The sequence below is a fragment of the Myxococcales bacterium genome (assembly GCA_022563535.1).
GTDB lineage: Bacteria > Myxococcota_A > UBA9160 > UBA9160 > UBA4427 > DUBZ01.
In genome coordinates this window covers 1-11,147 of sequence record JADFNE010000097.1, presented here as the reverse complement: position 1 = coordinate 11,147, position 11,147 = coordinate 1, and the positions used below count along the sequence as shown (strand labels likewise).

General features: G+C 60.4%; 14 protein-coding genes. 13 read left to right on the top strand and 1 reads right to left on the bottom strand.

Annotated features, from left to right (window positions below):
- Positions 1 to 133 precede the first annotated feature (133 nt).
- Positions 134 to 343: a hypothetical protein gene (locus IH881_18810; protein MCH7869752.1), complete on the bottom strand. Its 210-nt coding sequence runs from the start codon at positions 341 to 343 to the stop codon at positions 134 to 136.
- A 46-nt stretch (positions 344 to 389) separates the two neighbouring features.
- On the opposite strand from IH881_18810, the gene IH881_18805 reads away from it, so the two are divergent.
- From IH881_18805 to IH881_18745, 13 genes are all read left to right on the top strand, one after another.
- Entirely contained in the window at positions 390 to 1,025 is a 636-nt protein-coding gene (locus tag IH881_18805) for a hypothetical protein (protein MCH7869751.1), read from the top strand.
- A 30-nt stretch (positions 1,026 to 1,055) separates the two neighbouring features.
- Positions 1,056 to 1,592: a MotA/TolQ/ExbB proton channel family protein gene (locus IH881_18800; protein ID MCH7869750.1), complete on the top strand. Its 537-nt coding sequence runs from the start codon at positions 1,056 to 1,058 to the stop codon at positions 1,590 to 1,592.
- Positions 1,593 to 1,934: 342 nt separating this feature from the next.
- The gene (locus IH881_18795; GenBank protein MCH7869749.1) at positions 1,935 to 3,119 is read left to right on the top strand and encodes a hypothetical protein; all 1,185 of its coding nucleotides are present in this window, start codon (positions 1,935 to 1,937) and stop codon (positions 3,117 to 3,119) included.
- Between the two features lie 180 nt (positions 3,120 to 3,299).
- Entirely contained in the window at positions 3,300 to 4,538 is a 1,239-nt protein-coding gene (locus IH881_18790) for a CoA transferase (protein ID MCH7869748.1), read from the top strand.
- Positions 4,539 to 4,563: 25 nt separating this feature from the next.
- Complete coding sequence (locus IH881_18785) at positions 4,564 to 5,307, top strand: SDR family oxidoreductase (GenBank protein ID MCH7869747.1); 744 nt, start codon at positions 4,564 to 4,566, stop codon at positions 5,305 to 5,307.
- Positions 5,308 to 5,386: 79 nt separating this feature from the next.
- A complete protein-coding gene (locus tag IH881_18780; protein MCH7869746.1) occupies positions 5,387 to 5,710 on the top strand; it encodes a tyrosine-type recombinase/integrase in 324 nt (107 codons plus the stop codon).
- A 201-nt stretch (positions 5,711 to 5,911) separates the two neighbouring features.
- Positions 5,912 to 6,364 carry a hemerythrin domain-containing protein gene (locus IH881_18775; GenBank protein MCH7869745.1) on the top strand — a complete coding sequence of 151 codons (453 nt, stop codon included), beginning with the start codon at positions 5,912 to 5,914 and terminating at the stop codon, positions 6,362 to 6,364.
- A gap of 724 nt (positions 6,365 to 7,088) precedes the next feature.
- The gene (locus IH881_18770) at positions 7,089 to 7,610 is read left to right on the top strand and encodes an isoprenylcysteine carboxylmethyltransferase family protein (GenBank protein MCH7869744.1); all 522 of its coding nucleotides are present in this window, start codon (positions 7,089 to 7,091) and stop codon (positions 7,608 to 7,610) included.
- Between the two features lie 249 nt (positions 7,611 to 7,859).
- Positions 7,860 to 8,276 carry a nitroreductase family deazaflavin-dependent oxidoreductase gene (locus IH881_18765; protein ID MCH7869743.1) on the top strand — a complete coding sequence of 139 codons (417 nt, stop codon included), beginning with the start codon at positions 7,860 to 7,862 and terminating at the stop codon, positions 8,274 to 8,276.
- A 246-nt stretch (positions 8,277 to 8,522) separates the two neighbouring features.
- Positions 8,523 to 8,957: a hypothetical protein gene (locus tag IH881_18760; GenBank protein ID MCH7869742.1), complete on the top strand. Its 435-nt coding sequence runs from the start codon at positions 8,523 to 8,525 to the stop codon at positions 8,955 to 8,957.
- A gap of 167 nt (positions 8,958 to 9,124) precedes the next feature.
- Positions 9,125 to 9,541: an MAPEG family protein gene (locus tag IH881_18755; GenBank protein ID MCH7869741.1), complete on the top strand. Its 417-nt coding sequence runs from the start codon at positions 9,125 to 9,127 to the stop codon at positions 9,539 to 9,541.
- Positions 9,542 to 9,676: 135 nt separating this feature from the next.
- Positions 9,677 to 9,940 (top strand): DUF2164 domain-containing protein, encoded by a 264-nt coding sequence (locus tag IH881_18750; GenBank protein MCH7869740.1) that lies wholly within the window; start codon positions 9,677 to 9,679, stop codon positions 9,938 to 9,940.
- A 138-nt stretch (positions 9,941 to 10,078) separates the two neighbouring features.
- Positions 10,079 to 11,147 (top strand): DEAD/DEAH box helicase family protein (locus IH881_18745; protein ID MCH7869739.1); only part of this gene is annotated, 1,069 nt, incomplete at its 3' end.

The following is an 11,147-nucleotide window of genomic DNA, read 5'->3' as shown; positions in this document are numbered from 1 at the left end:
GGCACCGGACCTCGCGGCGATGGAACTTCCGGAGATCCAGCGATCGAATACGGACTCGCTGCAGCTCGGGTCCGAAGCTCTATGGCAATTGCGAGTCCATCCGCGGCGCGCGGTGGAAGATCTGGCGGCGTTCTCATTGGTCAGCGGCCAACCGGCCGACGAAGTGCGGATCGCATCCCGCGAGCTCAAGCTGGCGCTCGCAGAGCTGCATGATCGGTCGGGCGCAAAGCCGTTGTTGGCGCCCCATCGCGATTCGCGTTCCGAAGATTTTCTCACGGCGCTCGGCTTCGTGCAGGAAGTCTGGCCCGCGACCCACACCGCCGCCGTGCGTCCCATCGCGCAAGCACCAGCAGTCTCCGCGGCCCCGCATATGACAGGAGACAACCCTGATGAAAATCTGGACGCGCAGACCATTCAAGCGACAGTTCGATCCACAGTTCAATCAAGAACAACCCGAGCGAGTCCGCAAGAGCCCTGCATGGATCGTGGCGCTAGCCCTTGCGCCCGTGCTCGGCGCTTCGGGTTGCGCATCGTTGCAATTCGACTTTGCCAAGCTCATCGGCCGCTCGGCTCCCGAAGCTTCTCTGCCCGGGATCATCGAGCCTCGCGTCTTCCTGGGCGGCGCGGCGCTCGCCCAGAAGAAACTGCGCATGCGTCGAGTGCACGCCGATCTCGTCCACCTCTACCGAGGCTACGAGATCAACACCCGACAACTCAAGCGCAGGGACGCTCTGCAACTCGAGGCGTTCGTCCGCCCGTTCATCGATCGACATGTCGATCCGCTGTTTGTGACCAAAGGCCAGGGCTGGAACACCGACCTGCGACTGCTCAAGGCCAATTTACTGTTCGCCAAAGCTGCGCTGTTTGTGGCGATCGAAGAATCAGCAGGACTCACGGAAGTGATCGATACCCTGTCGGGTCGCTTCCGCGACCACGAGAGTCTGTTGATCGAGTACCCGATTGGTGAGACCCAGACATTGGCACACGGAATTCGAGATCTGCGCATTGCGCGGCGCTCATTGTAATCGAGGGTTTGAACAATGGAGATTTTTACCATGACGAACGAATGGCTATTGGCGGGCATGGCGAGCCTCGCGTCGCTGTTGGTGCTCTGGGTTCCCCTGTCACGGGGGATGAGTCTTTTCTTTCGCGGGCGCATCGCGACTCGCCCTGTGACGGAGCATGAACTCGAACGGCAGCGCACCGGGGCGCCCGGGGTAGATCCCCAGGCACTCGGGTTGCTGCTGGATCGCGTCGAGTCGGAATCCCAGCGTGAGAGCGACGCTCCCTATTCGAGTGCATTCATTCGGGATGCTTCCCGCCAGTATGTGATGAACGAATATGTGTCCCGCTATGCCGACCCCATCGCGATGTACGCAAATATCCTGCCCCCGATCGGGTTTGTGGGAACCACGATCGGCCTCATGGTGTTATTCGTTTCGATGCATGTGGCGAACGATTCCCTGCACCTGAGTGCACTCGCCCTTGCGTTGAGTTCGAGCATCTTCGCGTTGGTGGGCTACGCCACCCTCGAAGGCTTGAGGATTCACCTCTATGGACGTCTCCAGCGCTGCCTGGACGGGGTTGCCTGAGGATCGCCTTTCGCACCCGCGACCCAGTAGAAAACCCGCGAATCTCGGGTCGGCGACTGGAATACCTGGCGCTGGAGTTGTCCCTCTACGCGCAGGCAGTTTTCCCGCCAAGTACCCGAAAAACCTAGGTGCTGGGGTGTTCTCCCGATACAGTCTGGGGGACCGGAAAGGCATTGGCGCGCCAGACGCAGGTGGACCGGTGACCGGGGTCACAGTGGAGGGTCCGCAGCCGCCGATAACCAAGCGCAAGAGGACATAAACCCCATGCTCCACCCAGGTCGATTGTCAGTTCGTCGACCGGTCCGATTGAGGTCAGCATTGAGTTCCGCATTGAGATCAACGATGTTTCATACGAATTTCCGGAATCGCAGCGCCGTACGGCGATTCGAATTCGCTTTGCTCTCGGCGATTCTCGTAATCTCGTTGGGATGGGGGTCGGTCGCCCAGGCGCGAACAGAGACTGCTCGCTGGACCCATGCGGACACTGGCCTCGCCGGCTTTCGCATCTATTCGAGCACGAGCCCGGGCGCTACAGGCAGCCTGGTCGAAGACCTCACGCTCGCGGAGGCGGGACCCAATCAAGCCGGGGAGTACTTCACCACGCTCACCATCGCGGACGAGGCGACGGTCTATATCACGGTCACGGCGTACGACGACGACAACGTCGAGTCGTATCGCTCGAATGAAAAAACTTTTGCCCCGCCGCCGCCCCCCGACCGCGACAACGACGGCACACCCGACGACAGCGATGCCTTTCCCGACGACCCGAACGAATCCGTCGATACAGATGCAGATGGCGTCGGGGACAACGCCGACGCCTTCCCCAATGATTCCAGCGAATGGGCAGACTCCGACGGTGACGGTTACGGGGACAACAGCGACGCGTTCCCGAACGACTCAACGGAGTGGTTGGACAGCGACGGCGACGGTTACGGGGACAACGTCGACGTCTATCCAAACGATCCGACCCTACACGAGGAAATCCCTGTGCTGAGCCCGTACCGGGTGAACGCCGGTGGGTCAGAGGACCTGGAACTCTCGGACGGCAGGACCTGGACACGAGACATGGGCTTCTGGAACACCGGCACTGCGAACGTGATCGATTCCAGCATCGATATTGCGGCGACCACCTTCGATGAGATGTATCGCAGCGGTCGCACCGATCCCGCCAGCGGCGAAGAGATGATGTGGAGCTTCCCGCTGACCAATGGCTCCTACACCCTGCGTCTATACTTTGCCGAGCACACCTATACCGCGGCCGGGCAGCGCTTCTTCGACATCGAGGTGGAGGACGTTCTGGTGCTCGGTGATTTCGACATCTTTGCCGAAGCCGGAAACACGCAGTATCGGGCCGTGGTGAAGAGCTTTACCGTTGCGGTGACGGACGGAGTTCTCGAGGTCCGCTTCGTGCACCGCCCAGGCGGCTCTGATCCCACCGTGATGGGGATAGAGGTCGTGAGCAACGATGCGGCGGAGGGGCCGCTCTTGACCACCCCAGGCAAGCCCTTCTTGATCGACACCAACTAGTAGGCTGAAGAGGACGGACTGAGCAGTCCGTACCCACTTCCCGGGAAGCATGAGAGCAAACGAGCGGGGTCCGGCACAGCCGGGCCCCGCTTTCTCTTTGCGCGGGATTTGTAAGAATTGCAGGGGAGTCATCGGCCGCAGCCCCACGTGCTGAATCCAGCTCGACCCGGAGGAGTTCTCATGAGCCACCCCCAGGCCCCCCTGTCGGGCATTCGCATCATCGAAAGTTCCCTGCTGGGTCCGGCCGCGATCACGACGCATCTCGCGGATATGGGGGCGGAGGTGATCAAAGTCGAGTCCCCTGCGGGCGACTACATACGCGAGATGACCTGGCCGATCATCAACGGCGTTTCGTTGCTTCATCTCCACATCAACCGCGGCAAGCAAGGCATCACCCTCGATCTCAAGCAGCCGGAGGGCGTTGAGGTCTACCGAGAACTCGTGCGGGGGGCGGATGTTGTGGTCGAGGCCATGCGGCCAGGCTCGCTCGCGCGACTCGGCCTCGGCTACGAAGACCTGCGCAAGAAAAATTCAAAGCTCGTCTTCATCAACATCTCGGGTTATGGCATGACGGGCCCGTACCAGAACCTGCCGGCCCACGGCATTGCTTTCGACACCTGGGCAGGACTGGTGAACCCGGCTTACGACGACGAAGGTTTTTGTTACATCCCCGAGCACCCCTCAATGGGCATGCACGCCGGCCCACTGTTCGGCGCACTGGGGATCCTGGCCGCCGTCCTGCGCGCCCGGGAGACCGGCTCGGGCTGCATGATGGAGATTGGCCAGTCCGACGCCGCGGCCTACATGGACTGGTACCGCAGCGAGTCATGGAAGGCCTACGAGCGCCCCGAATCCGAGGTCACGGGCAACAAGGCCGACAACTACGAACGTCGAGCCCCGGGCACCGCGGGTATGAAGGAAGGCGTCCGCTACCAGATGTACGATTCGTCGGACGGCCAGGTTCTATTCATGGCGAGCGAGCAGGCGTTCTGGAAGAACTTCTGCGAGGGCGTGGGACGCATGGATCTCTTTGAAAAATGGCCCGGCTCGAAGTTTGCCGATCACGCCCGGGGCAATCGAGATCTCCAGGTGACCCTGCGCGACATCTTCAAAACCAAGACCTCCGAGGAGTGGATCGAATTCAGCAACACGCACAACACCCCGATCGCGCCGGTCAACACCCCGAAGAGCATCGCCGACGATCCGCAGTTCAAGGTACGATTTTCCCATTATCCCGCATCGGAGCACGGCGCCGAGATGATGCCCCTGCCGATCAAATTTATCGACGAAGAACTCCCCGTCCCCAGCATGGCGCCGACTGTCGGCCAAGATACGGAGTCGGTGATGAGTAGAGTATTGGGCTACGACGAAGAGAAGATTGCGGCGCTGCGCAGCGCGGGCGCTTTTGGCAAGAAATAGAGCGGGCAAGGAATAGAAACTAGACATGGGAAGACTTGCAGGTCGACAGATTCTTGTGGTGGGGGCGTCTTCGGGGATCGGACACGCGACGGCAAAGGCGTTTGCTCGGGAGGGTGCGGCAGTCGCCGTCTGCGCGCGCAGGGTCGATCGTCTCGAGGAACTCGCGGCCGAGCTGGGTGATGGCGCGATCGCGGTGCCCTGTGATGTTCGCGACCCGGAAGCCATTGCAAGCGCGGTCGAGCAGACGGTTGCGCAGCTCGGTGGACTTACGGATCTCGTCGTCACTGCGGGGATCGCGACGCTGTCCCGGGTCGCGGATGCGACGGCTGAGCAGTGGCGCGAGGCCTTCGAGATCAACGTGATGGGGCCATCGCTGTTTACGAGTGCTGCCCTGCCGCATTTGTCCAAATCCGGGGGGCGAGCGTTGTTCGTGTCGTCGATCGTGGTCGAAGACAATCCACCGCGTCACGGGCTCGGGCTTTACTCCGCTACCAAGGCGGCGCTCAATCGCATGATCGATTGTTGGCAGGCGGAAGAGCGGTCTGTTTCGTTTACCCGGGTCTCGGTGGGGGACACGATGGCGACGGAGATGGCGAGCGCCTGGGCACCCGAGGACGTGATGGCGTTTGCTACGGAGTGGTCGGAGAAAGGATATTTGTACGGGCGGACCATGGAGCCGGATGATGTGGCGCTGCATTTGGTGGATTTGTTGGCGGGGCGGGAAGCGGTTCCGGTTTCGGTTTTGGTTCCGCGGTATGGGGAGGGGTAGGAGTGCCTGGCGGTAGTGCGATGTAACTAGCTTGTTCCTGGGCCGCGGTTGGGGGGAGGGGGTTCCAGCGAATGGCTAATTGTTTTGGGGCTGGGTTGTGGGCGTTGCGGGTGTGGCTTCAACTGGGCTCTCGGTTATAGCGACTTGGTCTGCGCTTTACTTCGCTGAAACCCTCTCTCCCCAACGTGCGGTCCGAAAAGCGGCAATTGCCGCAGGCCTCAACAAGCGAGTGACCACCCACACCTTCCGCCATTCGTTCGCCACCCACCTACTCGAAGCCGGCACCGACATTCGAACCGTACAAGAACTCCTGGGCCATCGAGACCTCAAAACCACAATGATCTACACCCACGTAACCAAGAGCGGTCCCTACGGGGTCAAGAGCCCAGCCCACCAACTCTAGAGCGTTATCCCGCACGCCTACGCGGGGATATAAAATATGGCGGCATGAGGTGAACATCGTTCAAGTGGCTGGCGTTGCGAGCAATTCCCGGTAATCAACTTGAATCCGATCTCGTTATTCAAGGCACGACATTGCGGGATATCATGACTACACTGGGAGTTGGTTATTAACTAGTTAGACAGCACGGAACCGGAGACACCCGTGAAGCGGATACCTGAGCTGCGGGGTCTCTCGGATGATCACCACACAGGTCTTGTTTTGGCTCAACAGTGCACGCGAGTCGGTCGCTCGGGTTCCCCGTTATCTCCTGAGGAAGTTTGGAATCAGGTCGCCGAAGCATTTTCCAGCCATCTTGAGCCGCACTTTTTGATCGAAGAAAACCTCCTGTTGCCCGCACTTGAAGCGATTGGCGAAATTTCGCTAGCGACCCGAATCCGCGAGGACCACTGCGCTCTTCGTGCCTTGCGAGAGACGGACGACCCTACTCGAACCGTGATCCAACGCTTCGGTGAGCTTCTAGAGTCGCACATTCGATTTGAGGAGCGCCAGGTTTTCGAGCCAACTCAACATCGACTGCCTGCGCGTGTGCTCGACGCGATTGCCGCGGCATGTGAGGCCAATTCGCGGAGCTGCCTGCAATCGCGCGAGCCGTAGCGCCGCGCTGTCTAACTTGCCGTTGCAGTCGGACCGGCTAGGGCTGCCTTCCAATTGAGCCGTGGTAGTATTCAAGTGTCTACGGTGTGTCAGCCGCCGCGGCAGAGCGCCGCCAGCCGCTGAACGCCGATCCGTTGGGCGGCGTGGGCCTCTATGATTGCGCTGTTGGCGGTAGCGAGCGTCGTGCCCCTCGTTCTCCATGTTCGAAATGAGTTTGGTCCTCAGGCTCCGAGTCGAGCAGTTGCGACGCTGGCGGGCCTGTCTGTCGCACCGGTTGTCGCCGCCGGCATTTGGTTTCCGATCCCGTTTAGCCTGGTCTCAGCTCCTCTCGCACCATGCCTCTTTCTGCTGGGTCGCCACGTCTACCGACCAGACAAGATTCGGTCGAATCGCGAACGCGCCTATTGCCTGGGATGTGTCGCTACTCCGCCGGTGGTCTGGACGGTTTTCGCGGTACTTACCCGTGTTCTCTGAGGCCCCGAGGAGGTGATGCAATATGTTTTCTCACGACTCCGCGGCTGGGGAACGTGTCCAGCCATGAATCTAATCGCGAACAGCCGCCCAACAAAGCGATGAAGTCGGACGTTGAAAAGCGTGGTTCCAATTTCCGTAGTACCGTTTTGGCATCAACCTTTTCAGACTCGGCCGAGTCGGTGGCGCTTTTCAACGCCGGTTATTGCCGATCCGTTGGGCGGCACACGAAACGTCATCGGGAGACGGATCGATGACCGAGACGACTGAAGCTGACGAAATGGACGATGCGAAGCCCACGGATGCCACCGGCGAGCCGGATGGCGCCGCCGTCCGCTTCCCCCCGCCCTTCGTCCCACTGATCGCGCTGGCGGTCGGCATCGCGCTGCAGCTCCGGTGGCTGCTCGCATTGCCGGTGCACGGACTACTTCGCTACGGGCTCGGCGCGCTACTCCTGTTGGTGGGGCTCGGCGCGATGGGCGCTGCCATCGGACGGTTCCGCGAGATCGGCCAGGATCCGAAGCCCTGGGTCGCGACGCCGGCAATCGTGTCCACCGGTATCTACCGCTTCACGCGCAACCCGATGTACCTCGGTATGGGTCTAATGCAGGCGGGCTTCGGCGTCGCACTCGCCAACGGCTGGGTCTTCCTGCTGGTCCCGGTCACTTGTTTTGTGATCGCGCGGATCGCGATCCGCCACGAGGAGGCCTACCTCGAGGGCAAGTTCGGCGCCGAGTACACCGACTACAAGGCACGCGTGCGGCGCTGGATCTAGCTCCGCCCTACTCGCCCTCGTTCGGCAAGCAAACACGCGACCCGGTAGGCAACCGATTTCGTGCTCATCTGCTGCATGGCGCGCCGACTCTCGCAAGCCGCCGGCCGCCCAACAAGCCGTTGCAGCGGACCAGTTAACAGCTTCGTTGCATTGACCCGCATGACCGCCTGGCGGCATACTTCGGGTGAAGGATTGGGTCCGGTCAGCGCTGTTGCTGGCCGCTGAACGCCGATCCGTTGGGCGGCGTTAGTGAAGAATGCGGCCGTCAGCCTATTCTTGGTGCTCGCGTCCTTCGGACTAACTACCTGGTGGGCGCTTGAATCAAGTGGTGTTGCTGTTCTCGAAACGCTGGCTCCGGACGGTTCTCTTCGATCTACTCACGTTTGGTTTGCCGAGCCTAATGGTGAGCTATGGCTCGAAGCAGGCACGCCAAAGAACTCCTGGTACCTAGACATCCAGCAAAATCCGAGTGTTTCGTTCTCATCGCTCCGCAGATCCGGGCAGTACGTTGCCCAGCGAGTTGATGATCCCGGAGCACACGACCAAATTCGGTCGCTGCTGCGCGCTAAGTACGGCGCTCGCGATTGGTGGATTGACCTCATTTTCGACGTGTCAGGCTCAATAGCCGTTCAGCTCGTGCCTCGACAGGGGTACAACTCTCGCTAGGCGCCGTGTGAATTCAAGATTGCAGTGCAGCATTCGACTAATCGAAACCTCCAGGAACGCAAATACTAGAAAAGGGTAGTTCGTCGTGAACAGCCGCCCAACACGCCGTTGCAGTTGGACCGGCTAGGGCTTCCTTCCAATCGAGCCGTGGTAATATGCAAGTGTCTACGGCGTGTCAGCCGCGGTGGTAGATCGCCGCCGCGCTGCTGAACGCCGATCCGTTGGGCGGCGCGAAGGAAGCGCGAGGTGACACCGCGACAGGCTGCAGCATTCGTCCAGAAGCACGGAGTCGTCCTCGAGTCGGCGGCCGGTCCAGTTCCATCACTTGCGGCAGCCATCGCGGGGGGTCCGATTGACGGAAGCTGGTGGTCGCATCCGCGGAGCCACGAGATCTTCGAACTTACGCAGACAATTCGCGGCCGCGAAGATGTCCTCGTGTGCCGTCTCGTCAATGGCAAGGTTACATTCGTTCACCGTCGCCTGTGGCCAGCGATTGTTTCTGCGGCAAAGCGCTTCTCCAAGAAGCAGCTCGCCCAAGTCCACGAGATGCATACTGAGTCGGGACGCCACGTCGCCAGGGAGGTTGCGTATCCGAAGTGGGTCCCCGCCGAGGTCAAGGCTGAAGCCAGGCAGATGTCGGAAGAAGAAGCGGTTCGGGAACTCGGTACCTGGTGTGAATAGCATGCGCCGCGCGCAGCCCGACAACGCGCTGGAGCTGACCGGTTACAGTGTGGTCCAATCGATTCTTGGTAGATTTGCGGGTGAACCCGGAGCTTGGGCCTCGGTAGCAGTGCGCCACCGGCAGCTCAGCTCCATACGTTATACGGCTTACTGAGGAGATCCAATCGATGGCTATAGAACTCAAGATGCTGACACTGGCTGCCTTGCTCACGGTAGTCCTAGCGCTCGTCGGGGCTGCCGCGCTCATTCTTCAGCGGGGGTTACGATACGGATTCGGCAACCGCGATCAGTCGGAGCCGCTCTCTCCGTGGGGGGAACGCGTGCTTCGAGCGCATCGAAACATGCTCGAAAACCTACCTCCTTTTGCTGCCCTTGTTCTTGTTGCTCAGGTCGCTGGGGTCGCGAATGAAGCTACTGCGTGGGGCGCCGTACTGTTCTTTTGGGGCCGCGTGGCCCATGCGGTCATATACATCGCCGGCGTTCCCTATCTTCGTACTGTTGCGTTTGTGGTGGCGTTCTCCGGTATGTTAAGGATCGCCCGCGAGCTTTTGTCGCACTGGTCTTCGATCGGGCCGGCCGTCTAACACGGCGTTGCAGTCGGGCAGGCTAGGGCTCGAGTCCAATTGAACCGTGGTATTCTGCGAACGTATCTGGCGAGTCAGCCGCGGCGCCAGGGTGCCGCCTGCCGCTGAACGCCAAACCGTTATACGGCGGGCAGTGTGAATAATCCTCCTCGGCCATTACGCATCAAGCTCTCCGAAGAGCGGCGTAATCAGATCGTTCGTTCTCTCAAAGGACTGTTCAGTTCCGAGCTAGATCGGGAGATCAGCGAGTTTCAGGCCGGCGTTATCCTCGACTTCTTCATCCATGAGCTCGGTGCCCCTGTCTACAATCAAGCTATTCAGGACGCGCGGGGCTTCTTCCAAGAGAAACTTGGGGACCTGGAAGGAGAATTCTACGAGCCCGAAGAGTCTTCGTCGTAACCCGGGGAACAGTCGATACACCCAGGGCGTTCCGCCGTATAACATGGCGTTGAACCGGGAGTGCAATAGCGCAGTCCAATTTGTCGCTGTACCGTTCTGGCAATTAACTTTTATGGCTTGGCGGAGTTCGTCGGCGCCATGGCCGCCTACCCCTGCGACACCTCTCTGACAAAACGGCTTACCGTTCGACTGCGCATCGACGAGTTTCTATCGCTGGCGTTCGAGAAGAATGGCTATACGATGGTGCCTCGTGGGCTATGCCGCGCATCGAAAGGTGATCGCATGACGACGGGGCCGCCCATCGACGTGAAGTCGATAGTGAAGGCGCGGGATGCAGAGCAAGCGCGGGTCATCCGGGACACCGTCGCCCTACTTTACGACGGCGGCAATTTCATTTTGGAGGCCGGGACGGGGACGGGAAAGACCGTCATCGCCTGCGAAGCGATCGCGCGGGTGGGCCGCAAGACACTGGTGATCGTTCCGAAGGAAGATTTGTATGAGCAATGGGCGAAGGAGCTGAAGAAATTCCTGCCGGGAGTGAAGCTCGGGTTCATTCGACAGAGCACGTACGACGTCGCTGGGAAGGATGTGGTGATCGGGATGCTCCACTCACTGGCCAAGTTCGAGAAGTATCCCAACACCTTGCGGACGGAATTCGGCTTCGTGATTTGGGACGAAGTACACCGGGTGCCGGCGGAGACCTTCTCACGAACGGCGGGGCTGTTTACCGCGCGGCTGCGGATGGGACTCTCGGCGACGCCCAAACGATTCGACGGGAAAGAGATCCTGATCCAAGCCCACATCGGACCCGTGTCGATACGGTCGACGCAGGTAAAACTCAAGCCGGTGGTCGGTATCTACCGTACGGGCTGGAGATGCCCGCGCAGAGGGGGCGTCAGGATCCCTCACACGGCGACAAGGGCCGGGCACATACTCTCGCACCTAGCCAATGACGATCGGCGCACCCAGGGCATCCTGCGGAAGGTCGCGCTAGCGCACGCCAAAGGACGGAAGACGGTGGTATTCAGCGATCGGGTGGAACACCTCGAGAAGATGCGGATCATGATCCGGGTGCTCCAGAACGACGAGCGTCTAGCGACTGCCCGTTGCTCGAGCTATCGGGCATTTCATCGAGAATACAGTGCAACGCGCCAACTGATCATCAGAGGATCCATTCCCGACAAGCAAGATGACCAGGGGCCGATCC

Coding starts and splice junctions, on each gene's coding strand:
- IH881_18800 (MCH7869750.1), top strand. CDS start 1,056: ATGACGAACGAATGGCTATTGGCGGGCATGGCGAGCCTCGCGTCGCTG.
- IH881_18770 (MCH7869744.1), top strand. CDS start 7,089: ATGACCGAGACGACTGAAGCTGACGAAATGGACGATGCGAAGCCCACG.
- IH881_18805 (MCH7869751.1), top strand. CDS start 390: ATGAAAATCTGGACGCGCAGACCATTCAAGCGACAGTTCGATCCACAG.
- IH881_18785 (MCH7869747.1), top strand. CDS start 4,564: ATGGGAAGACTTGCAGGTCGACAGATTCTTGTGGTGGGGGCGTCTTCG.
- IH881_18790 (MCH7869748.1), top strand. CDS start 3,300: ATGAGCCACCCCCAGGCCCCCCTGTCGGGCATTCGCATCATCGAAAGT.
- IH881_18755 (MCH7869741.1), top strand. CDS start 9,125: ATGGCTATAGAACTCAAGATGCTGACACTGGCTGCCTTGCTCACGGTA.
- IH881_18795 (MCH7869749.1), top strand. CDS start 1,935: ATGTTTCATACGAATTTCCGGAATCGCAGCGCCGTACGGCGATTCGAA.